This window comes from Thioclava sp. F34-6 (genome assembly GCF_002213235.1).
In the GTDB taxonomy this organism is placed as follows: Bacteria; Pseudomonadota; Alphaproteobacteria; order Rhodobacterales; family Rhodobacteraceae; genus Thioclava; species Thioclava nitratireducens.
Window position 1 is genome coordinate 108,033 of sequence record NZ_NBOA01000001.1, and the last position, 23,325, is coordinate 131,357.

Genomic DNA, 23,325 nt, shown 5'->3' on the forward strand with positions numbered 1-23,325 from the left:
GCCTCCTTTATTTTTGCCACAGCCTAGGGCCGCGCGCGAGACTGTCCAGAGGGGGTGACGCAAGGGTGCGACAAATTGCGAAAAGTGAATGTTTGCTTTTCATGACTATCTGCGACATTTTTACGCTTCAGGGAGAGGAATTTGACATTTATCAATGTCGCGCTTTGTGGAGCCCTCTAGGGCAGACCCAGCGAACAGTCATGCAAGGGAAGCATAAGATGGATTACGACCGCGCACTCGATCAGGCGATTGACAAGCTGCACGAGGAAGGCCGCTATCGCGTCTTCATCGACATCGAGCGCGAGAAGGGCAATTTCCCCCATGCCGTCTGGACCAAGCCGGACGGATCGAAGCAGGACATCACCATCTGGTGCGGCAATGACTACCTGGGCATGGGCCAGCATCCGGCTGTGCTGGCGGCGATGCACGAGGCGCTGGACGCCACCGGCGCAGGCTCGGGCGGGACGCGCAACATTTCCGGCACCACGGTCTATCACAAGCGGCTGGAGCATGAGATCGCCGATCTGCACGGCAAGGAGGCCGCGCTGGTCTTCTCCTCGGCCTATATCGCCAATGACGCGACGCTGAGCACGCTGCCCAAGCTATTCCCCGGCCTGATCATTTATTCGGACGAGCTGAACCACGCCTCGATGATCGAAGGCATCCGCCGCAACGGTGGCGCCAAGCGTATCTTCCGCCACAATGACGTCGCCCATCTGCGCGAACTGATGGCCGCAGACGATCCCGCCGCGCCGAAGCTGATCGCTTTCGAGTCGGTCTATTCGATGGATGGCGATTTCGGTCCGATCTCGGACATATGCGACCTCGCCGAGGAATTCGGCGCGCTGACCTATCTCGACGAAGTGCACGCGGTCGGCATGTATGGCCCGCGCGGCGCCGGTATCGCCGAGAAGCTGGGCGAGATGGACCGGATCGACATCTTCAACGGTACGCTGGGTAAAGCTTTCGGTGTGTTCGGCGGCTATATCGCGGCTTCGGCCAAGATGGTGGACGCGGTGCGCTCCTATGCGCCGGGCTTCATCTTCACCACTTCGATCCCGCCGGCGGTCGCGGCTGGCGCTGCCGCGTCGATCGCTTTCCTGAAAGGCGAGGGCGGTCAGGAGCTGCGCGACAAGCAGCAGCTGCACGCGAAGATTCTCAAGATGCGCCTGAAGGGCATGGGGATGCCGATCATCGACCACGGCTCGCATATCGTGCCCGTGATCATCGGAGATCCCAAGCATACCAAGGCCTTGTCGGACATGCTGCTCGACGAGTTCGGCGTCTATGTCCAGCCGATCAACTTCCCGACCGTCCCGCGCGGGACCGAACGTCTGCGCTTCACGCCCTCGCCGGTGCACGACACCGGTATGATTGACGCTCTGGTCAAGGGTATGGATGCGCTTTGGGCGCGCTGTGAGCTAAATCGCGCCGAAGCGAGCGCCTGAGCGACATAGGCGCGTGCGCGGCTCGCTTGCTTGTGATAAGCCTTTGTTAATCGAAGGGGCTATTGGCTCCGAATCGACGCAGGCGGGAAAACGGCAGGGACAGGCAGCATGATCGGGCGAAGGGCTAAACCTTCGACGGAGGACGAAGTCAAACCCAAAGGGTTTGACGATTTCGAACTTCGTCTTGGCGATGTGATGCGCGGCGAGCGGGCGACGCTCGCCAAATCTCTTCTTGATGTTCAGCGCGAACTCCGGATCAAGGCAGCCTATATCGCGGCCATTGAAGCCTGCGATGTGGAAGCTTTCGACACGCCCTCCTTCATCGCGGGCTATGTGCGCTCCTATGCACGTTACCTCGGTCTCGACCCGGAATGGTCGTTCCAGCGCTTCTGCAACGAGGCTGGCTATTCGCCCGCCCACGGCATGTCGGAGGCCGCCTCCGGCCCCAAGCCGCAGCGCGACCCGAAGGACATGGCCGAGGCGCTCGCCAATCCCGCTTTCATTCCGCGCAAGGAATCGATCTGGAGCAAGATCGAACCGCGCGCGGTCGGTGCGCTTTTCGTGCTGGCGCTGATCGGTGGCGGGATCGGCTATGGCGGCTGGACCGTGCTGCAGGAAGTGCAGCGCGTGCAGCTGACCCCGGTGGATCAGGCGCCCGGCGTGATGGCCGATCTCGACCCGCTCGACTCGGTCAAGGACGGGCCGGAGATGGCGCAGGCCGATGACACGCTGCCCGAGGTCAACCAGCCCGAGCGCTCCGCCCGCATCTACCGCCCGGCCGCGCTCGACGCGCCGGTGCTGGTCTCGCGTGACGGGCCGATCGCCTCGATCGACCCCAATGCGACCGGCGCGCTGGCCGGGCAGGGGGTGGGCGCAGCCGCTCCGGGCCTGACGCCCAATCTGATCGGTCTGGCGCAGAACAACGATGCGCCCAAAGGCACGCAGCTCGCCTCCGCGGCGGGCCCCGAGAACAATATCCAATCCGCCGTCGCCAAGGCGCTCGAAGCCGATCAGCCCGACGTCGTCGTGCTGGCCGTGCGCCCGTCCTGGGTGCGGATCAAATCCGCCGATGGCGCGACGCTGTTCGAGAAGGTCATGGATGCGGGCGAACGCTACGTGCTGCCCAAGCTCGAAGAGCCGCCGACGATGCGCACGGGTGAATCCGGCGCGATCTATTTCGCGGTCAACGGCGTGACGCATGGCCCGGTCGGCAAGCGCGGCCAGGTCACCAAGAACATCAAGCTGTCTTCGGCTGCGCTCGACGAGACCTATCCGGTCGCCAATCTCTCGCAGGACAAGGACCTCGCGAAGATGATCGCCGTGGCCGATGCGGGCGATGCTGCGACGCAGGCCGCAACCGACCAGCAATAATCCGCAGATCACGATCCGCCCCGGCCCGTTGCACCGCAGCGGGCCTTGGCGTATCAGGAGCCGAGGTTTCGAAGGAGCGTTTGCATGTCTCTCAACCCGGTCCGCCCGTGGCGCAATATCTATCGCCGCAAGTCCCGTCAGATCATGGTCGGCAATGTCCCAGTCGGGGGCGATGCGCCGATCTCGGTGCAGACGATGACCAATACCGACAGCTCGGACGTGCGCGCGACGCTCGATCAGGTGATCCGCGCGGCCGATGTCGGCGCGGATATCGTGCGTGTCTCGACCCCGGATGAATCGAGCACACGCGCCCTGCGCGAGATTTGCCGCGAGAGCCCGGTGCCGATCGTTGCCGACATCCATTTCCACTACAAACGCGCGATCGAAGCGGCGGAGGCGGGAGCTGCCTGCCTGCGCATCAATCCCGGCAATATCGGTGATGAGAAGCGCGTGGCCGAGGTCGTGCGCGCCGCAAAGGATCACGGCTGTTCGATCCGGATCGGCGTGAATGCTGGCTCTCTCGAGAGACACCTGCTGGAGAAATACGGCGAGCCGTGCCCCGAGGCGATGGTCGAGAGCGCTATGGACCATATCCGCATTCTCGAGGATCACGATTTCCGCGAATACAAGATTTCGGTGAAGGCGTCGGACGTGTTCCTCGCCGCCGCAGCCTACCAGGGCATCGCCGAGGCCACCGACGCGCCGATCCACCTTGGCATCACCGAGGCGGGCGGCCTGACCTCCGGCACGGTGAAATCCGCGATCGGGCTGGGCAACCTGCTGTGGATGGGCATTGGCGACACGCTGCGCGTCTCGCTCTCGGCCGATCCGGTCGAAGAGGTGAAGGTCGGTTTCGAAATCCTGAAATCGCTCGGGCTTCGCACCCGCGGCGTGCAGATCATCTCCTGCCCGTCCTGCGCGCGGCAAGGGTTCGACGTGATCGCGACCGTCGCAGAGCTCGAGCAACGGCTCGAACACATCAAGACGCCGATCTCTCTGTCGATCATCGGCTGCGTCGTGAATGGTCCCGGCGAAGCGCTGATGACCGATATCGGCTTTACCGGCGGCGGGGCCGGATCGGGCATGGTTTACATGGCCGGCAAGCAGGATCACAAGCAGTCCAACGCGGACATGATCGACCATATCGTTGAATTGGTTGAGAAAAAATCGGCAGAGATCGAAGCCGAGAAAGCTGCCGCCGAGTAAGCGGAAAAGCGCCTCCGGCCTCCTGAATTCGCCCCACCTCACGCTGGCGTGATGAGGTGGGCGCGGAACGATTTGGCCCCCTCCACATTTCCCTCTCCACAAACGGAGAGAGGCCGTCGCTGATGACGGTCAGGGTAATAACGGAGGTAAGTCCAATGACCCGCAAACTCGCTACTATTCTCGCTGCTGCTGCCAGCACCACGATGATCGCCGGCACCGCTTTTGCTGAAACCAGCCCGCCGCTTATGGCGACGGCGCAGGGCGACGTGACGATCCATGCCGGGGTCGAAGCCTCGTCGAAAACCGTTGCGACCGTGATGGCCGGCTCGACCATTCCGGTCGAAGGCTGCCTGCCCGACGGCACGATCTGCCAGGTTACCTATGACGGCATGAACGGCTATGCCCCTGCCAGCCAGCTGGGTGTGATGGTCGACGGCCAGATGGCGCTTCTGTCGACGAACCCGCAATCGGTGACGGTGAACCAGATTCAGGTCCCGGGCGATAACGCCAGCAAGGACGCTCAGGGTGCCGCGGCGCTGACCGGTGCTGCCGCGGGTGGTGCGGCCGGCGCGGCCGTGGGCGGTCCCGTGGGGGCCGTGGTCGGCGCGCTCGTCGGTGCCGCAGGTGTCGGCGCTGCCGCCAAGCCCGAACCCACCACGATCACCTGGGTCGAGAAGCACCCTGTCGCACCGGTCTATCTGAAAGGCGAGGTTGCGACCGGCAAGGTCGTTCCGGACGTGGTGACGCTGACGCCGGTGCCCGACAGCACCTATGCCTACGGCAACATCAACGACCGCACGGTCTTCGTGAATCCGGACAACCGCGCGATCGTCTACGTCGTCCCGGCCTCGTAAGGCCCCGAGACGGAATGCGACATGAGAGCCGGCGCGTCATCGCGCCGGTTCTTTTATGGGGGGCATTTTTACCTTGCTGGCGCTGGTGCGCCGCGCCGCCGCGATGCGCGATCCACCGAGGACCGCCTAACGCGCAAAAGCTTTGGAGAGTCACGGCAAACGACAGGAAAACGCCGCCCGGATCGTGATCGAATCGGGCGGCGCTGACAATCTCGAAAAATTAACCTGAAGAAGGCTTTGCACGGCGTTCTTCAGGTGCGGATCACTCGGCTTGGCGCTCTTCGGCGACCATTTTCGCCATCGCGGCTTCGGGGGCATAGCCGCGCAGCATTTGGCCGCCGATCACGAAGGCCGGGGTGCCCGAAATCGCCATGCGCTGTGCCAGCTGGTAGTTCTGGCGCAGAACTTCGGTGACCGAGTCGTCGTTCATCTGCTTCAGGATCGGCTGCGGATCGAGACCCTGATCCTTCGCGATCTGGCTCAGGCTCTCGACGGTCAGGTCTCCCCGCGCGGTCATCAGCGTGTCGTGCATCTTCGCATAGGCGTCGTCGCCGTTGATCTGCTTCGTCGCCACCGCGAAGCGCGCCGCCAGTTCGGATTGCTGGCCGAGGATCGGGAATTCCTTGACGATGAAGCGGATATTGCCGTCCTTCGAGATCAGGTCCGAGACCTCGCTATAGGCTTTCTTGCAGTAGGTGCATTTGTAATCCATGAACTCGACCATGGTAATGTCACCATCGGGATTGCCGCCGACCCAGCTGTGACCGTCCTCGAAGATGTCCTTCGCATTGGTCTGGATGAGCTTCTTGTCATTGTCGGCCTGCTGGGCCTGTTGCTTGGCCTCCAGCTCGTTGATCGCCTCGACCAGAACCTGCGGGTTCGCCATCAGATATTCGCGCACGGCGTCGCCGAATGCGGATTTCTGGCTGTCCGACATATTGGCGAAGTCGAAATCCTGGGCGGCTGCCGGGGTGAGCGGGGCGGCCGTGGCGAGCGCGGCGAAGGCGGTCGCGGCCAGAAGCGTGCGGAGCATGGGCATTTCCTTTGGATCGGGTCCTGTTGGTTCGCAAGCAAACTGACCGCTCGGACGCGCGGGATCAAGTGGGCGTTATCGCGCAGGGCGAAATGCGGGCGCATTGACGCTCGGGCGGCTTCAGCCTAACCCCTTGGGCGAAATCTCAAGCGGCAAGGAGTTGGCAGGATGCGGCAGTCGAAACGCGGGCAGGTGGAACCGTTCATCGCGATGGATGTGCTGCGCATGGCAGCCGAGGCGGAGGCTGCGGGCCGCGACATCGTGCACATGGAAGTGGGCCAGCCGGGCACCTCCGCACCGAAAGCCGCCAAGCGTCGTCTGGCCGAGGCGCTGGAGAGCCAGCCGATGGGCTACACCGTTGCGCTGGGGCTGCCCTATCTGCGCGAGGGGATCGCGAAGCTCTACAAGCGTTGGTACGACATCGATCTGGATCCCGCGCGCGTGGTCATCACCTCGGGGTCGTCCGGGGCGTTCCAGCTGGCCTTCACCGCACTGTTCGATGTGGGCGACAAGGTGGGTCTGGGCGAGCCGGGCTATCCGAGCTACCGCCAGATCCTCAAGGCGCTCTCGATCGAGCCGGTGGGCATTCCGACCGAGGCGCAGAACCGCTACCAGCCGACGCCCGAGGAAATCCCGGACGATTTGGCCGGGCTGATCGTGGCCTCGCCGGGCAACCCGTCGGGCACGATGCTGGGCAAGCCGGAACTGCAGGCGCTGATCGAGTATTGTCAGGCTCGCGACATCGCTTTCATCTCGGACGAGATCTATCACGGGCTGCAATATGAGGGCCGTGCGGTCTCGGCGCTGGAGATCAGCGACGACGTCTTCGTGATCAATTCCTTCTCGAAATATTTCTCGATGACGGGCTGGCGCGTGGGCTGGATGGTGGTGCCGGAAAGCCATCTGCGCACCGTGGAGCGTCTCGCGCAGCACATGTTCATCTGCGCCCCTCATGCGAGTCAGGTCGCGGCTCTGGGCGCGCTCGAGAGCCTCGACGAGATGGCCGAGAATGTCGCGCGCTACGGGCAGAGCCGGCAGATGCTGCTCGAAGAGCTACCGAAGATGGGCTTCACCCGGATCGCGCCCCCCGATGGGGCGTTCTACCTATATGCCGATGTCTCGGAGCTGACCGAGGATAGCGCCGCTTTCGCCGCGGAAATCCTCGAGAGCGTCGGGGTGGCGGTCACGCCGGGGATGGATTTCGATCCCCATCGCGGCGCCCAGACCATCCGCTTCTCCTACGCGCAAAGCCCCGAGCGGGTGGCGGAGGGCATCAAACGGCTGCGGAGCTTCATGGAGAACCGCTGAGGTTGCGATGAGGGGTGCGCCCGACCCTTGGGTGGGCGCGTCGTATCGTTGGTGGCCGGGCGCTTTATCCCGCAGGCCCGCAAGTTGGTCATGCTCGAGGTGACATCGCCATTGCGCCCTGCCATGGGGGAGGGTCGGGCGCGGCCCGGGCTGGTCGCCCGTGCCAAGGGCGGCCCCATTCGCCCTTTGCTCCGCGCGAACCCGGCCGCTATAGTGCCCGCAAAACGAAAGCGCATAAAAACGGGGCGCGTATGATCGGGCGGTTCATTCTTCTTCTCGCGATGTCTCTCGCGCTGGTTCCGCCTGCGCGGGCTCAGGATCTGTCGGCCTTGGCGCAATACGCACCCGCGCGCAGCCAGATCGCGCAAAGCGGCGACAAGCTCGCCATCACGCTCGGGATCAGCCAGCCGGTGCCGTATCGCGCCTTTCTGCTGGCCGATCCCTACCGGCTGGTCATCGATTTCCGCGAGTTGAATTTCGGGGCCAACCCACCTGAAAATCTGCTGAAAGGCAGCGATGCGATCAAAGGTCTGCGCTGGGGCAAGTTCCGGCCCGGCTGGTCGCGGATGGTCGCCGAGCTGGCCCATCCGATGCGCCTCGTGAGCTCCGAAGAGCGCACCAAGGGCGACCCGCAAATCGCGCTGACTCTAAAGAAAGTGCCCGCTGCCAAGTTCACCCCGCGCAAGGGGGCAGCCGATTCCGCGCTCTGGGACTTGCCGCAGCCCGCGCCGACACCCGCGCCGCACCGCCGTCAGGATGGGACGCGGCCGCTGAAGGTCGTGCTCGATCCCGGCCATGGCGGCATCGATCCGGGTGCGGAGGATGGCGGCGCGCATGAGGCCGATATCGTGCTCGGCTTCGCGCGTCAGCTGCGCGACGCGATGCGCCGCGCGGGGATGCAGGTGGTCATGACGCGCGATCAGGACGTGTTCGTGCCGCTCGAGACCCGCGTGACGGTCGCGCGTGCGGCGGGGGCGGATATCTTCATCTCGCTCCATGCCGATTCCATCGCCGAGGGGCGGGCGACGGGCTCCACGATCTACCGGCTCGACGATCATGCCGAGACCGAGGCCACGCGCAAGCTGGTCCAGCGCCACGACCGCGACGATATCCTTGCAGGTGTCGATCTGAACGGGCAGGGCGATGCGATCACCCATATCCTCGTAGATCTGGCGCGGCGTGACACGCAGCCGCGCTCGGTCCGGCTGTCGCAGGTGCTGGCGGGCGCGATCAAGGGAGCGGGGCTGCATATGCACAAACGCCCGGTGCAGGGCGCGAATTTCTCGGTGCTGAAATCGCCCGATATTCCGTCCGTCCTCGTGGAGCTGGGTTTCCTGTCGTCGCCTGCCGATCGGGCGCGGCTCAAAGACCCCGACTGGCGCGCCCGGATGGCTGCGGCGATCACCAAGGGTGTCGAGACCTGGGCGCAGGCCGATGCCGCCGAGGCGAAGCTTTTGCGCCAGTAATCGCGTGTTTTTCCTGGTCTGACGCGCGGTCATCCGCCCATTCGGCGAGATTATGACCACGCGGCGTCTTCTCGGAAGCGTGAGCGCACATTACTTTGACCGTCACGAAGGCGCGATGTATAGGCTGGCGCGATGGGGTAAACTGCCCCGAGGCAAGGGGTGTATCTGTGATCCGTTTCATTCTCGGCTCGATCGGCGGCGTGTTTTCCTGGGTTGTGACCGGGCTGTTCTTTGCGGCGCTCACCATCGGGGCGATCTTCTGGATCTATTCGCGCGATCTGCCGAGCTACGACCAGCTTGCGCAATACCGCCCCAAGACCATCTCGCGCATCTATAACGGCGACGGCCGCCTGATTGACGAATTCGCCGAGCAGCGCCGCCTCTTCGTGCCGATCCGCGACATTCCCGACCGGGTGAAGGGCGCGTTCGTCTCGGCGGAGGACAAGAATTTCTACATCCACCCCGGTTTCGACCCGCGCGGGATCGCCGCGGCGATGTTCACCGCCGTGAAATCGGGCGGGCGCGACGTGCGCGGGGCCTCGACGATCACCCAACAGGTGACGAAGAACCTGCTTCTGTCCTCGGACCGCTCGGTGGAGCGCAAGATCAAGGAACTGATCCTGTCCTCGCGCATCGAACATGTGCTGAGCAAGGACCGTATCCTCGAGCTCTATCTCAACGAGATTTATCTCGGCCAGAACTCCTACGGGGTCGCTGCCGCGGCGCAGACCTATTTCAACAAGCCGCTCGCCGATCTGACGGTGGGCGAGGCCGCCTATCTCGCGGCGCTGCCGAAGAAGCCCGCCGATCTGCATCCCGTGCGCGACTACAAAACCGCCGTGGATCGCCGCAACTATGTGCTGCGCCGGATGTACGAGGATGGCCGCATCGACAAGGCGACGATGGAAGCGGAGCAGAACAAGCCGCTGAAATCCGTGCAGAACGGCGATTACGCCCCGTTCCGCGCACAGCTTCCGCCGCGCGACTATTTCACCGACGAAATCCGCCGCCAGCTGTCGAAAAGCTTTGGCGAAGAGGAATTCTTCGGCGGTGGCCTGACCATCCGCGCGACCGTGAACCCCGATCTTCAGTCCCATGCGACGAAGGCGCTGCAGCACGCGCTGGAGAAATACGACCGCGAGCAGGGCGTCTGGCGCGGCACCGGCGCGAAGATCGCCGAGGACAAGCTGAAGAAAGAGGCCGATTGGCGCGCCGCGCTCGACGATGTCTCGACCGCGAAGGCGCCGCGCGACATCGAGGGATGGCACCCGGCCGTGGTGCTGGGCTTCGAGGGCGGCTCGGCCCGGATCGGCATCGAGGGTATCGAGGAAGACAAAGACGGCCACTGGATTCCGCCGGAAGACGTGACCTGGGCGCGCAAGCTGAAAGAGGACGGCAAGCTCGGCCCGCGCGCGAAGCAGGCGCAGGACCTTCTGGAGACCGGCGACGTGGTCGAGGTCCGTGCGATGACGAGCGATAGCGACGGCTCCTTCATCCGCTGGACGCTGCGCCAGGTGCCGAAGGTCGAAGGCGCCTTCATGGCGATGGACGTGAATACCGGCCGCGTGTTGGCGATGCAGGGAGGCTTCTCCTATCAGGCTTCGGTCTATAACCGCGCGACGCAGGCGATGCGCCAGCCGGGCTCGAACTTCAAACCCTTCGTCTACGCGGCGGCGCTTGATTCCGGCTTCTCGCCCGAGACGATCGTGGTCGACGCGCCGATCGAGGTGAACACGCCGCAGGGCATGTGGCGCCCGAAGAACGCCTCGAACAAGTATTACGGCCCGACGCCGATGCGCACCGGTCTCGAGCATTCGCGCAACCTGATGACGATCCGGATCGCGCAGGAAATCGGCATGGACACGGTCGCCGCCTATGCGGAGAAATTCGGCGTCTACGACCATATGCGCCGCTTCCTCGCCAACGCGCTCGGCGCGCAGGAAACCACGATGTTCCGCCTGATCTCGGCCTACGCGATGTTCGCCAATGGCGGCGAGCGGGTGGAGCCGACGCTGGTCGACCGCGTGCAGGACCGCTACGGCCGCACGATCTACCGTCACGACCAGCGCAGCTGCGACAATTGCGACGATCCGAACCTGCCCGAGGGGCAGGGCCCGAAGATCGTCAGCCACCGCGACCAGATCATCGACCCGATCACCGCCTACCAGATGATCTCCTTGATGGAGGGCGTGGTGAAGCGCGGCTCCGGCTACGGCGTCGACCTGCCGGTTCCGATCGCGGGCAAGACCGGCACCACGAACGACGCGAAAGACGTCTGGTTCACCGGCTTCAGCTCGAACATCGTGGCTTCGTGCTACATGGGCTACGACAACCCGCGCTCGCTGGGCCGTCACGCTTATGGCGGTACACTCTGCGTCCCGGTGTTCAACGAGTTCATGCGCGAGGCGATCAAGGAATTCGGCGGCTCGAAGTTCAAGGTTCCGCCGGGTGGCACCTGGGCCAAGTTCAACCGCTATACCGGCGAGCGTCTGTCCGACTCCGCCACCGGCGAATTCGTCCAAGCCGAATATCTGCGCCCCGGTCAGGACATGTCGGGCCTCGGCTCGCTGGTCGTCGATGGCGGCTTCGCGATGGGCTCGAATCTGCCTCTGTTCGCGCAGGGCGAGCGTGACGACGCGGGCTCTACCACGGTCACAACCTCGACGGGTCAGCAGAAGGTCATTCCGAAGAAGAAGGCCGATTTCGGCTCGCTCTCGGCAGGCGGCCTCTACTGAGCGCACCACGCGTCAAAACCGACCGACAGTAAAAAAGGGGGGCGCTCGCCCCCCTTTCTCGTTTCTGCTCGATTATTCCTATCTCGGAGGTCGTCCTTCGGGCTTGCGCAAATATCCCGGGGGAGGCCCGCAAGGGACGGGGGCAGAGCCCCCCCGCTACCCCGATCAGAACCCTTCGCTGCCGTCGCCCTGCCAAGGCTTGGCGAGATCCGAGAAGCGCGTGAACTGGCTCTCGAAGGCCAATTCCACCGTACCGATCGGCCCGTGACGTTGCTTGCCCAAGATCACCTCGGCCTTGCCGTGTACGCGTTCGGCCTTCTGCATCCATTCGGCGAATTTCGGGTCGTCTTCCGGTGGCTTGAGGCGTTCGTGATAATATTCGTCGCGATAGACGAACATCACCACGTCGGCATCCTGTTCGATCGAGCCGGATTCCCGAAGGTCGGAAAGCTGCGGGCGCTTGTCCTCGCGGCTTTCCACCGTCCGCGACAGCTGCGACAGCGCGACCACGGGGATGTTCAATTCCTTTGCGATGGCCTTCAGACCCATCGAGATCTCGCCGATCTCCTGCACACGGTTGTCGCCCCGGCCCGATCCGCGCAGCAACTGCAGGTAGTCGACGATCACCACGTCGAGCCCGTGCGTCCGCTTCAGCCGGCGGCAGCGCGCGGCGACCTGACCGATCGGCAGGGCGGGCGTGTCGTCGATATAGAGCGGGCATTTCTCCAGCGCTTTCGCGGCCTCGACGAAGCGGCGGAATTCGCTCTCCGTCATGTCGCCGCGCCGGATGCGCTCGGAGGGCACTTCGGAGGCTTCGGACAAGATACGCGCGGCCAGCTGTTCCGCGCTCATCTCGAGCGAGAAGAACCCGACAACGCCGCCTTCGATTGCGCCCTCGACCCCGTCATGGCGCATGCCCTTCTTGTAGGCCTTGGCGATGTTGAAGGCGATGTTGGTCGCAAGCGAGGTTTTCCCCATCGAGGGACGCCCCGCGAGGATCAGCAAATCCGAAGGGTGGAAGCCACCGAGCTTCTTGTCGAGATCGCGCAGCCCCGTCGAGACGCCCGCCAGACCGCCATCGCGCTGATAGGCGGCATTGGCCGATTGCACGGCCTCGGTCACAGCCGACAGGAACGAGGTCCAGCCCTTCTGCGCCTGACCTTCTTCGGCCAAGGTGTAGAGCCGCTGTTCGGCCGCCGCGATCTGCTCTTTCGGATCGTCGTCGATCTGCGGTTTGCCCGCGCGCGACGAGATATCCTGACCCAGTTCGATCAGCCCGCGCCGCACCGCCATCTCGTAGATCATCAGCGCGTAGTCGCGCGCCGCATAGGCCGAGATTGCCGCCCCCGCCAGACGCGCCAGATAGGCTGGCCCGCCCAGTTCCTGAAGGCCCGCATCGTCCTCGAGATAGGCTTTCAGCGTCACCGGCGAGGCGAGCGCGTTCTTCTGGATCTTCGCCGCCGCGACCTCGTAGATTCGCTGGTGGACCGGCTCGTAGAAATGCTCCGGTTTGATGACGGAAGCGATCCGGTCGAAGATGTCGTTATTCGTGAGGATCGCGCCCAGAAGCTGCTGTTCGGCTTCGATATTATGGGGCAGCGCGGTGCCCTCTGCGGGCAAATTTCCGGGCTGCCCCTCATCGGGGCGTTGTGCCTGATCGTTCATGTTCCTGCCTCGGTGTCCCCGTCCCTCAGGCGGTCTTTTAACCGCAGTCGGGGGGAATAGGAATCTGGATAAGATTGGGGAAAACCCCGCTGTTTCAGCGGAGTCTTCGGAATTTATAGTGTGCGGTCGCGACCGAACCTACCACATTTCGCGAGAGGGCGCGATTAGCGAGAGTCGCGGGCGAAAATGCTCCCCAGAGCATCCACAGCTTCATCCACAGAAATCTCGGGCCGTTTCAGCCCTTGCGCGCGTCCTGCCACGGGCGCGGATCGCTCAGGAAGGCTTCGACCTCGTCGAGCGTCTCTTTCGAGAAGCTGCCCTGTTCGCGCGCCTCGGCCAGAACGTCCCACCAGGTGCACAGGTGATGCAACTCGACGCCATGCTCGCGCAGGTTCGGGACCGTCTCCGGGAAGATTCCGTAATAGAAGATCACCGCGGTATGGCCGCAGGTCGCGCCGGTGTCGCGGATCGCATCGACGAAGCTCAACTTCGAGCCGCCATCGGTCGTCAGATCCTCGACCAAGAGCACGCGCTGGCCCTCGGTCATCGCGCCTTCGATGCGCGCGTTGCGCCCGTAGCCCTTCGGCTTCTTGCGCACATAGGTCATCGGCAGTGCCAGACGCTCCGCCACCATCGCGGCGAAGGGAATGCCCGCCGTCTCGCCGCCCGCGATATTGTCGAACGCCTCGAAGCCGGCTTCGCGCATCACCGTCACGGCGAGGAAATCCATCAGCGTCGAGCGGATACGCGGGAAGGAGATCAGCTTGCGGCAATCGATATAGGTCGGCGAGGGCAGGCCGGAGGCGAGCGTGAAGGGCTCGTCGGCGTTGAAATGCACCGCTTCGATTTCCAGAAGCATCCGCGCGGTCAGGCGGGCGATTTCTTCTTTGCTGGGGAAGGAGCTGGGGATCATCATCTCGTCCTTATCAAGACTGGCTTCGGCTTGGTCTAAATATCCCCCGCGGAGCGTCCGCCGGCGGGCCTGGGAGCCTCCGGCGGGGATATTTGCGCCAAGGCGAAGATCAGCGTTTTACATGCCAATGGACCGGGAAACCCGGATCGAAGAGGGTGACGGGGCCCGCGCCGGTCTCGATCTTGGCGGGCCAGTTGTTGGGCTGGTCGGTCTTCTCGAGCGTGAGCGTCGCCTCGTTGACCGGAAGCCGGTAGAAGGCGGGGCCGTTGCGCGAGGCGAAGGCCTCCAGTTTATCGAGAGCGCCCTCGGCCTCGAACACATGCGCGAGAAGCGGCATCGTGTTGGTCGCGGTGAAACAGCCCGCGCAGCCGCAGCCGCTTTCCTTGGCCGCGTCGACATGCGGCGCAGAGTCGGTGCCGAGGAAGAAATGCGGATTGCCCGAGGTCGCGGCGGCGACAAGCGCCAGCCGATGCGTCTCGCGCTTGGCGACCGGCAGGCAGTAGTAATGCGGCTTGATCCCGCCCACGAGGATATGGTTGCGGTTGATGATCAGGTGATGCGTGGTGATCGTTCCGCCCATGTCCTCGCTCTGCGAGGAGACGTAATCGACGCCGTCCTTGGTGGTGATATGCTCCATCACCACGCGCAAACCGGGCGTCGCGCGCCGGATCGGGTCGAGCACGGTTTCGATGAACACGGCTTCGCGGTCGAAGATGTCGACTTCGGGGCGGGTCACTTCGCCATGGACGCAAAGCGGCAGACCAATCTCGGCCATCTTCTCCAGCACGCCGCGCACCTTGTCGAAATCGCGCACACCGGAATCGGAGTTCGTCGTGGCGCCCGCCGGATAAAGCTTCACCGCCTTGACCAGTCCGGAGGCTGCGGCTTTGGCCACGTCTTCCGCGTCGGTCTTTTCGGTCAGGTAGAGCGTCATCAGCGGTTCGAAATCGCTCCCTTCCGGCAGCGCCTTCAGGATGCGCTCGCGATAGGCGGCGGCATCGTCCCCGCGCACCACCGGCGGCACGAGGTTCGGCATGATGATCGCGCGGGCGAAATCGCGGGCGGTTTCGGGGGCGACACCTTCCAGCATCGCGCCATCGCGCAGATGCAGGTGCCAGTCATCGGGGCGGGGCAGGGTGATCGAGTTCATGGGAAAAGTCCTTAGCCCGAGGTCGCGCGCGAATCCAGAGGGTGCGCGCATGCCGCGCTGCAGCATATGCATGGCGGGGATGCGCAGATGGCGGTAGTAGAGGCAGCGAGGCTGACCTAAGTTCATCGCCAAGGGAGGAAACGAACCTGTACGCTAAACCCTCAGGAGGTTTCCATGGCATTCGTTACCACCGCCCATGGCGGACAATCGATCTTCGCTCGTGTGGGCCAAGCAATCGCACAAGGCCTCGTCGCCTACATGGAGCGCCAGTCGCGCCAAGACCAAATCCGCGCGCTCGACGCGAAAAGCGACGCTGAGCTTGCCGATATGGGTCTGACCCGTGACGGCATCGTGCGCCACGTGTTCCGCGACCGTTTCTACATCTGAACCCGGTCCGGGGCGCCGAAGCGCCACGTATTGAAAAAGGGCGTGCCCCCCGCCGGGGCGCGCCCTTTTTACATGTCTGCAATACTGTTCGGGGTTTCAGGCGGCGCCCGCGCGTTGCAACGGCTCGGGCAACTCGATCCCTTCTTCGGCGAGCTTCTGTGCGAGCGCTTCGTAGCGATTGCGGAATTTCGGGCGGTTCTGGCTCGTCCCGACCGCGCGGCACATGATCGCCTCCAGTACCGGACGGCGCGCCCTCCGCAGGTGGTCGAGCAGGCGGAAGACATAGCGTCTCGACAGCCGCCGCGCGCGGAAGAAAGTCCAGAACAGCGACGGGGTCAGCTTGCCAGCGCCAGCGGCGATCAGCACCTCGTCGAGAATATCCATGTCGAGCAGCGCCGTCGCCGGGTCCGGGCCGATATGCCGGCAGGGCATCAAGGATACGCAAGGCCGCGCGAACAGTGCTGCGTGCATCGCGTCGAGTCGCTCGAACGGGTCATAGAATATGAACGCCTGCGCTACGCCGTCGAGCATCTCGGGCGCGAAGCCGTAGCGATCGGTGAAGGACATGCGGCGGGTCTGCGGGAAACGGTCGTCCCAGCCCGCGAGCGTCGGATCGAGCGTCGCCTGCGGGGCGAGCGCGACCACCGTGGCGCCGGGCGCCGCGACCGAGAAAGCCGCCGCCGCGTAGCCGCCGGGGCCCGCACCGTAGAAGACCACCCGGTCGAAATCTTCGAAGAAGGCCTCGTCGACGAGTCGGTCGAAATAGGCATAGACCGCCGAATCCCGGAACCAGCTTTCGTCCGAAGCGATCACGCTGAGCGCGGACCAGCCTTCGTCGCGGGCGATCTTGTAGCCGAAGGGCAGGGCCTCGTCGGCATCGGCCTCGATCTGGGCTCGGGTCTCGAAGCTGACGATCAGCACGGGCGAGTCGTCATGGAACAGCACCTCGTGATCGGCGCCGAGCGGCTCGTAATAGCCGGTCTCGTCCGCGATCTCTTCCAGCCGTGCGCGCCACTCCGTGTCTGCCTTGCTCACCTTCGCCTCTTTCAGCTTTCGTGCGCATCTCGCGGGTTGCGGATGCGGGCGGGACACCGCCAATTCTGCTCTCCCAACGTATCACCGCAAGAAAGGGGCACAAATAGGAGCCAAGCGAGGAATCTGCCGCCACATTTCTTAACAGGCGACAATTGGCCCATTTTCGGATGTTTGTTTACGGGTTTTCGGCCGCGGCCGCTTTTGCAAGGCGCACCATGAGCTTAGCGGCTTGAGGCGAGAGGGGGCGGCTCGGCGGGCACAGGAGAAGCCGGCCGAAAAGCCCGCGGTAGGCTTCTTCGCGCAAAAGCGTGCGGGCCCGCTCCTTGCGCCACAGAACTGCCGCATTGTGCAGGCGGGTCAGCTCGGGATCGGCGCTCAGCTCTGTAAGAGCGTCCTGCGTGCCCGCATCGTGGCGACGAATCGAATCGTCCTCCACCTCCGAGAAATTGCGCTCCACCCAGTAGGACATGTCGAAGGCGCCGGCCCGCCGGTTCGACCGGCCCCGGTCGCATTTCACGAGGTAGCCTTCCATCGACCCCAGCGGGTAATGGTTGAGCTGCACGAGGTCGTAGGGCGCGCTACCCGGTGGGGTGAACAGCTTCTGGCGCTGATAGTGCGGCGGCAATTTCCGCCCCGATCCGTCGACCCAGAGCGTGCCTGCCAGCTTGTCGTCCTGTGGCGCGCGGGGGCGGTGGACGCCGAGCTTGGTATAGGCGCCGGTATTGGCAAACAGCGTCTTGAACATCGAGGCGCGCCACGGCCAGAGCATGTCCGGCGGCGCGCATCGGGGGAATTGCTGCGTAACGGGGCGGTCCTCGAAGCCGACCACGCCGCAATTGCCGAACAGCCGCCAGGTCATCGCAAAGGCGGTGGCCTGCGGCACGGCCTCGATCAGCGCGTCCAGCGTGCCGTCACCCGTCTTTATCGTGACGAATTCGTCAACGTCGATCACCGCGATCCAGTCGGCCTGGGCCACCAGCGGATGGGCATCGGCCTGTTTCAGCGCGGCCCATTGGGGGCCTTCCTTCCACGGGCCGGGATTGGGCACATGGGTCAGCCAGCCGATCTCCTGCAGCCGATCCAGCATCGCATCGGTGCCGTCGTCGCAATCGTTGGAAAAGACAAGGAAATCCGTAAAGCCGATGGCGCGGTGATGGGCCAGCCATTCCAGCAGAAACGGGCCTTCATTCTTGACGGATGTGATCGCGAGCGCACGCATTGCGCCACTCTAGAGGGGCCGCGCGCGCTCGCAAGTGGTTGGGATCACACGGTGACGCGGCGCGGCAGGGCTGCCACGCTTGCAGCGATCTCTTCGGTGCCGTCGGTCAGCTCGAGGATTTCACGGCTCACCTCGGGGGTGTCGATCAGGGCCGCGAGCACCGCCGCGACATGGCCGCGCGCGACCGAGCCGTAATTCAGCGCATGGGCCAGCGCCACGTGCCCGTCGCCATCCTCATCCATCAAGGTGCCGGGGCGCAGGATGACATAGTCGACCCCGCTCGCCACCACGGTGGCATCGGCGGTTTTCTTCGCCAGCATGTAATGCTCGAAGCCCGGTTTGATCTCCTTGCCGCGCCCCGCATCGGGGAAGACCGAGACGAGGTAGAGCCGCGGCACGCTCATCCGGTTCATCGCGGCGATCACGTCGAGCGGCGCGTCGCCGTCGATCCGGGTGGTGCGTTCGAGCCCGGAGCCTGCAGCCCCCGCCGAGAAGACGACCGCGTCCTGTCCCTCGAACATCGGTTCGAAATCGCCCGCGGTGAGTTCCATCAGATCGCCCTGAACGGGTGTGGCTCCCATCGCGCGCAGGCTGTCGGCCTGCTCGGGTTTGCGGTGCAGCGCCGTAACCTCGTGGCCTGCGTCGATCAGAAGCGGGACTAGCCGATGCCCGACGCCGCCTGTCGCGCCGATGACGAAAATGCGTGCCATGTTTGGTATCCTTTCCTTTGACCGGAAAGCTAGGTCAGGGCGCGCCTGGGTAAAGGCGCCGCGCCTAGTGCGCGGCCTCGTCCGGAGCTTCGACGGTAAAGAAGAAATCCGCGGGCAGGTCTCGGGCATGCAGGTCGTCGGGAATTACGTGCGGGCCGGTGTTGAACACGGCAGAGCCGAAGACATGCAGCATCCGCGAGAGCGCCTCGAACCGCTCCGATGTCAGCGTCTCGTAGAACTCCCGCTGGTCGGGGCGCGCCATCAGCTCCGCGATCTTCGCACGGTGGCTGGCGACAGCGTGGTGATGCGCCGCCGCGATCTCGGGATCGGCCATCATCCGGTCGAACTCGGCGCGGGCCGCAGGCAGCATCCGCTGGATCGAGCGATCCTCGACCGCGTTATGGTTCATCCGGAACCAGTAGTTCAGCCCCTGATCGCGATCGACATGGTTCACCCGGCCGCGGTCGCGCTTCACGAGGAAGCTCTCGGCCGAGCGCACCGCGTAATGGTTCAGCTGCACCCAGTCATAGCCATAGGTGTCGAGCGTCGAGCGCCAGCCATTGCGGAACATCTCGCGCGGCATCGGCTGGCCCGAGCCGTTGAGCCAGTTCACCTGATCCCAGAGGTCCGGGTTCAGCCCCTTGGGGCGGTGAACGCCCAGCTTCTTGTAGAGCGCGATATTGCGAAACAGCGTCTTGAAGCCCCAGGCCTGATGCGGTTTGCGCACGATCTCGGGGGCGCAGCGGGTGAATTGCCCCGTGATGAAGCTGTCCTCGTATGCGTGGACGTCGTTATTGCCGAACAGCCGCCAGGTGAGCGAGATCATGTTCGCCTCGCCCATCGCCTCGTAGAGCGATTTCAGCGTGCCGTCGCCGATCTTCACATTGATGAACTCGTCCACATCCATGCAGATCGACCAGCCCGCCTTGGTGATCACCGGCTCGGTCTCCGCCGCCGCCAGCGCCGCGTGCTGGGGCTTCATATCGACCATCGTGCGGAACGGGTTCTCGCGGTGCTGGACGTAGCCCTTGGCCTGCAGCAGATCGAGCATCGTATCGGTGCCGTCGGTGCAGTCGTTCGTATAGACGAGGAAATCATCCACCCCGATCGCGCGGTGATAGGAGATCCATTCGAGGATGAAGGGGCCTTCGTTCTTCATCGTGGTGACGATGGCGGTGCGGCCCGCCTCGACCGCCTGCGCGGGCGCGTCCTTCACCTTCGAGACCGGTGGGCGCACCGGCTTGAACCCCCAGACATCGCGCGACATCTGCAGCAGGCGCGGGTCTTCCACCAGCGAGGTCTTGGGCGCGAGTTCCGCGGGCGAGGTGCCCGGCACCCGCAGCGCCATCGCGCGCCAGAAGCCATAGGTCAGCCCCGGATCGGGGCGGCAATAGCTGACGCGCAGCAGCCGCCACGTATTGTCCAGTCCGGCCTTGGCCGGCGCGCAGCCCCAGCGCGCGATGCCGCGCCGGGCGTCGAACTGACGGCAGATATGGTCGGGAAAGCGCGCGGGCTGATCGTTGCGCACGCGCCAAGGGTAGATTCGGCGGCCCACCAGAAGGATCACGCCGTTCTCGGCCTGTTGCGTGGCCTCGAAAGCCGAGGGCTGGCCCGGCTCGCGCGCCGCCAGAAGATCGGTCACATCGAGCACCAGCACCGAGGCCGCCTTCGCGAAGAACCGCCATTTCGCGATTTCGAAGATCAGCGCCTGACCCAGCGGGCTCAGCTGCGGATCGGGGGCGGGCGGCTCCATCCGGTCCTTGCCGGGCGCGTCCGGGGCGAGGAAGACATGGTTCTCCGGCCCCATCCCCGGCTTGCCGAGCGGCAGCGGGCTTTCAAGGATCGCGACCGGCAGGTCCAGCTCGCGCAGCGCCATGCCCGCCTCCAGCGCGTCGGCGAAAGCTTCGCCGCTACCTGCCGGACTGCCCTCGGGCGCGCGGTTCACGATCACCGCGCCCGTTGCGCCGTGATGGTCGTGATGCCAGCAGAGCCAATCGAGCACCGTCTCGACGCTTTCCTCCAGCCGAAGCCCGAACAGACAGTTGCGGCCCTCGAACATGTCCCAATCTGGCGCGGCGGGGGTGATCTCACGCAGTTCCGGACCATCAGGCCCGGCCATCGCGGCCTGGATCGGTCCCGGCGCGGTCGGTTCATAGATCCCCATCGCCGCGCCCGCGACATTGCGCGCCTCGGCCAGATGCGCGGCGCCGGGCACCGGGTCGAGGTTCAGATCCTCGGCCTGCGAAGGGGCGGCGAAGAAGGCGCGCAGATGGTGACGGGGGCCGAGATCGGTCTCGTCGGTCCAGCCCACCGCGTCGAGCAGCGCGGGCTTGCCCGTTTGCGCCTCCATCCTGCGCCGGATCACTCGTTGCTTGCCCATGTCGATCTCGAAACTGCCTTTCGTTGCAACTAGCATGCAGGGGGCGACGCGATAAAGGCCACGCGAACCCGCGCATCCGGGAATCGATGTCGCCTCCGAACGGGGCGATTTCGCGCGATGGGAATGGCGAAACCGGGGCAATCGCGGCGGAGCGCGCGCGACAGCGGATCAGACCGCGAAAAAAGCCCCCCAATGACGGCGCGGGGCGAGGCGCTCGCGTGAGCACGTCGTGTGCTCTCAGAGCCCGAAAATACAGCCTTGCAGGAGGGTGGATCGGCGACGGGTGTGGTTCTCCTCACGCCCGCCTCACCGAGCCTGCCAGAAACGTGACCATTGGAACAGTTTGTCGCAGTTCAAACGCGATGAGTTTTGACCTAAGTCAAGTTCAGCACACGGATACTCCCATATCACAAGTGCATCGGGTTCTTGATCTCCCTGACGCGGTCGACGCCGCACAGAACCCGACCAGAGGAACAGACGTTCTCCCTCGTCTTTCCCCAAACGCGCCGCGGGTCTCCCTCCCGCGGCGCTTTAATTTTCAACCTCTGGAAAATCGCCCGCCGCCCGCCACGGGCCATGAAAAAACCCTCCCGGTGAGGGGAGGGTTCAAACCGTCTCGGAAGGCTCGGCCGCTTATTTAGCCGGGGCGATCATCATCACCATCTGGCGGCCTTCGAGCTTGGGCATGTTCTCGACCTTGCCCAACTCGCCCACGTCGCTCCGGACGCGGTTGAGCAACTCGAGACCCAGATCCTGGTGCGCCATCTCGCGGCCGCGGAAGCGCAGGGTGACCTTCACCTTGTCGCCGTTCTCGAGGAACTTCACCACGTTGCGCATCTTGACGTCATAGTCGTGCACATCGGTGCCCGGGCGGAATTTGACTTCCTTGATCTCGATCGTCTTCTGCTTCTTGCGGGCTTCGGCTTCGCGCTTCTGCTGTTCGTATTTGAACTTGCCGAAATCCATGATCTTGCAGACGGGCGGGTTGGCGTTGGGCGAAATCTCCACGAGATCGAGCCCGGCCTCTTCGGCCATGGCCATCGCTTCGCGCGGGGAAACCACGCCGACATTCTCACCCTCTGCACCGATCAGGCGAATCTCGGGCGCGCGAATGCGTCCGTTCACTCGGGGGCCGGTATCACGGGTCGGCGGGGCGTTGTGGGGTCTGCGGGCTATGGTGGGAATCCTTCTGTAGCCATTGAGTAATTTCGGGCGGAAAAGATAGTCCCGAGTGCCGCCGTATTCAACCGCAAAGGCACGGGAACCGGGCAGGGAGGATCTGCGTTGTGTCCCGCCGGGCAGGGCCAAGGCGTTTGCCGCGCGATCGCGGGCCTCGCGGGCCGCTGCGTTCGAATATCGTGGTCGGGCGAAGAGGGCCCGCAGAGCAAGACAATCAAGGGAAATAGCGTGATGAACAAGCTTGTGGCAGCAGTGATCGTGGTGCTGGGGGTGGCCGCCGGACTGATCATCCTGAATACCGATATCTCGGACGGAACCGAAGCGACCGATGCGATGCCGAAGGCCGCTACGAGCGCCGAGAGCGCCGGAAAGACCATGGCCGACAAGGCCAGCGATGCGGTGAAATCCGCAAGCGAGTCGGTGAAGGCCGCCGCGGACAAGGCGACCCAAGCCGCTTCCGACGCGGCCGACAAGGCGACGCAGGCCGCCTCGGATGCCGCGGAAAGCATGAAGGGCACGGCGGCAGGCGCGACGGATGCCGCCTCGAACGCGGCGTCGGATGCGGCGGATGCCGCGAAAGAGGCCGCGAAGAAGGGGGCCGATCAGGCGCAAACTGCTGCCTCCGATGCCGCCCAGAGCGCTGCCGATACCGTCTCGAAAGCCACCGATACAGCCAAGCAGGCGGCGAGCGACGCGACCAGTGCCGCCAAGGACGCCGCTTCGGCTGCGAACGAGGCTGCAAAAGCCACGATGAATTCCGCCAGCGATGCGGCCAGTGCCGCCGCCACCGATGCCGCGAAGGCCGCGACGGCGGCAGCGGAAGCGGCCGCGAAGGCTGCGAACGCGGCGGCGTCCGCCGCCAGCGGCGCGCAGGCCGATGCGAGCGAGACCGCGATCGAGGGGGCGAGCTCTGCGGCGCAAGCAGCCGCCGAGGCCGCCAGCCAAGCCGCGAATGCCGCCGCCGACGCCGCAGCCGCCGCCACCAATGCGACGCAGGCGGCAGCCCCCGCAGGCGCCGCGAGCGGTGGCGATACCCAGACGCCGGTGCAGGGCCAGGGCGTGATGAGCGCCGCGAAGGCGTTGACCGTGGAAGGGTTCGACGCCGATAGGGTGATCGACATCGTCGATACGTCCGAGCTGCCCGAGGCCACGAAGGCGCAGTTGCGCACGGCGGTGCAAAGCGCCCGCGACAATCCGCAACTCGTGGAAGGGGTGGTCGATCAGATCCGCGCGGCGCTCGGCTTCTGATCGCGCCGCTACCCCTCG

Annotated in this window: 18 protein-coding genes; 9 read left to right on the forward strand and 9 right to left on the reverse strand. The window is 64.6% G+C overall.

Annotated features, from left to right (window positions below):
* Window positions 1-218: 218 nt before the first annotated feature.
* The 4 genes from hemA to B6V72_RS00515 all read left to right on the forward strand — a co-directional run bounded on the left by hemA (window position 219) and on the right by B6V72_RS00515 (window position 4,879).
* Window positions 219-1,448 (forward strand): 5-aminolevulinate synthase, encoded by a 1,230-nt coding sequence (gene hemA, locus B6V72_RS00500; RefSeq protein WP_075775087.1) that lies wholly within the window; start codon window positions 219-221, stop codon window positions 1,446-1,448.
* 108 nt (window positions 1,449-1,556) lie between these two features.
* Window positions 1,557-2,819: a helix-turn-helix domain-containing protein gene (locus tag B6V72_RS00505; protein ID WP_075775086.1), complete on the forward strand. Its 1,263-nt coding sequence runs from the start codon at window positions 1,557-1,559 to the stop codon at window positions 2,817-2,819.
* A gap of 84 nt (window positions 2,820-2,903) precedes the next feature.
* A complete protein-coding gene (ispG, locus tag B6V72_RS00510; protein ID WP_075775085.1) occupies window positions 2,904-4,025 on the forward strand; it encodes a flavodoxin-dependent (E)-4-hydroxy-3-methylbut-2-enyl-diphosphate synthase in 1,122 nt (373 codons plus the stop codon).
* A gap of 155 nt (window positions 4,026-4,180) precedes the next feature.
* Window positions 4,181-4,879 carry a DUF1236 domain-containing protein gene (locus B6V72_RS00515; RefSeq protein ID WP_075775084.1) on the forward strand — a complete coding sequence of 233 codons (699 nt, stop codon included), beginning with the start codon at window positions 4,181-4,183 and terminating at the stop codon, window positions 4,877-4,879.
* A 262-nt stretch (window positions 4,880-5,141) separates the two neighbouring features.
* Here the strand turns inward: B6V72_RS00515 and B6V72_RS00520 are convergent, their stop codons facing one another.
* The gene (locus B6V72_RS00520; protein ID WP_088734151.1) at window positions 5,142-5,912 is read right to left on the reverse strand and encodes a DsbA family protein; all 771 of its coding nucleotides are present in this window, start codon (window positions 5,910-5,912) and stop codon (window positions 5,142-5,144) included.
* Window positions 5,913-6,080: 168 nt separating this feature from the next.
* Here B6V72_RS00520 and B6V72_RS00525 point away from each other — a divergent pair, with 168 nt between their 5' ends.
* The 3 genes from B6V72_RS00525 (at window position 6,081) to B6V72_RS00535 (ending at window position 11,421) form a co-directional block, all read left to right on the forward strand.
* A complete protein-coding gene (locus tag B6V72_RS00525; protein WP_088734153.1) occupies window positions 6,081-7,220 on the forward strand; it encodes an aminotransferase class I/II-fold pyridoxal phosphate-dependent enzyme in 1,140 nt (379 codons plus the stop codon).
* A 251-nt stretch (window positions 7,221-7,471) separates the two neighbouring features.
* Window positions 7,472-8,686, forward strand: a complete 1,215-nt coding sequence (locus tag B6V72_RS00530; protein WP_088734155.1) for an N-acetylmuramoyl-L-alanine amidase — start codon at window positions 7,472-7,474, stop codon at window positions 8,684-8,686.
* Window positions 8,687-8,853: 167 nt separating this feature from the next.
* Window positions 8,854-11,421, forward strand: a complete 2,568-nt coding sequence (locus B6V72_RS00535) for a PBP1A family penicillin-binding protein (RefSeq protein ID WP_075775080.1) — start codon at window positions 8,854-8,856, stop codon at window positions 11,419-11,421.
* Window positions 11,422-11,586: 165 nt separating this feature from the next.
* Here B6V72_RS00535 and B6V72_RS00540 read toward each other — a convergent pair whose 3' ends face one another.
* The 3 genes from B6V72_RS00540 to pyrC form a co-directional block, all read right to left on the reverse strand.
* The gene (locus tag B6V72_RS00540) at window positions 11,587-13,086 is read right to left on the reverse strand and encodes a replicative DNA helicase (protein ID WP_075775079.1); all 1,500 of its coding nucleotides are present in this window, start codon (window positions 13,084-13,086) and stop codon (window positions 11,587-11,589) included.
* 235 nt (window positions 13,087-13,321) lie between these two features.
* Window positions 13,322-13,999, reverse strand: a complete 678-nt coding sequence (locus B6V72_RS00545) for an orotate phosphoribosyltransferase (protein WP_075775149.1) — start codon at window positions 13,997-13,999, stop codon at window positions 13,322-13,324.
* 109 nt (window positions 14,000-14,108) lie between these two features.
* The gene (gene pyrC / locus B6V72_RS00550) at window positions 14,109-15,149 is read right to left on the reverse strand and encodes a dihydroorotase (RefSeq protein ID WP_088734157.1); all 1,041 of its coding nucleotides are present in this window, start codon (window positions 15,147-15,149) and stop codon (window positions 14,109-14,111) included.
* Between the two features lie 174 nt (window positions 15,150-15,323).
* On the opposite strand from pyrC, the gene B6V72_RS00555 reads away from it, so the two are divergent.
* Window positions 15,324-15,536 (forward strand): DUF1127 domain-containing protein, encoded by a 213-nt coding sequence (locus tag B6V72_RS00555; protein WP_088734159.1) that lies wholly within the window; start codon window positions 15,324-15,326, stop codon window positions 15,534-15,536.
* 96 nt (window positions 15,537-15,632) lie between these two features.
* Here B6V72_RS00555 and B6V72_RS00560 read toward each other — a convergent pair whose 3' ends face one another.
* The 5 genes from B6V72_RS00560 to infC form a co-directional block, all read right to left on the reverse strand.
* On the reverse strand, window positions 15,633-16,571 hold the full coding sequence (locus B6V72_RS00560; protein WP_240497662.1) for a phosphoadenosine phosphosulfate reductase: 939 nt from the start codon (window positions 16,569-16,571) through the stop codon (window positions 15,633-15,635).
* Window positions 16,572-16,746: 175 nt separating this feature from the next.
* Window positions 16,747-17,790, reverse strand: a complete 1,044-nt coding sequence (locus tag B6V72_RS00565) for a glycosyltransferase family 2 protein (RefSeq protein ID WP_088734161.1) — start codon at window positions 17,788-17,790, stop codon at window positions 16,747-16,749.
* A 44-nt stretch (window positions 17,791-17,834) separates the two neighbouring features.
* Entirely contained in the window at window positions 17,835-18,500 is a 666-nt protein-coding gene (locus tag B6V72_RS00570; RefSeq protein ID WP_088734164.1) for an SDR family oxidoreductase, read from the reverse strand.
* Between the two features lie 64 nt (window positions 18,501-18,564).
* Window positions 18,565-20,880 carry a glycosyltransferase family 2 protein gene (locus B6V72_RS00575; protein ID WP_088734166.1) on the reverse strand — a complete coding sequence of 772 codons (2,316 nt, stop codon included), beginning with the start codon at window positions 20,878-20,880 and terminating at the stop codon, window positions 18,565-18,567.
* Between the two features lie 633 nt (window positions 20,881-21,513).
* On the reverse strand, window positions 21,514-22,056 hold the full coding sequence (gene infC / locus B6V72_RS00580) for a translation initiation factor IF-3 (RefSeq protein ID WP_075775147.1): 543 nt from the start codon (window positions 22,054-22,056) through the stop codon (window positions 21,514-21,516).
* 234 nt (window positions 22,057-22,290) lie between these two features.
* On the opposite strand from infC, the gene B6V72_RS00585 reads away from it, so the two are divergent.
* On the forward strand, window positions 22,291-23,307 hold the full coding sequence (locus B6V72_RS00585; protein ID WP_088734168.1) for a hypothetical protein: 1,017 nt from the start codon (window positions 22,291-22,293) through the stop codon (window positions 23,305-23,307).
* Window positions 23,308-23,325: the final 18 nt, after the last annotated feature.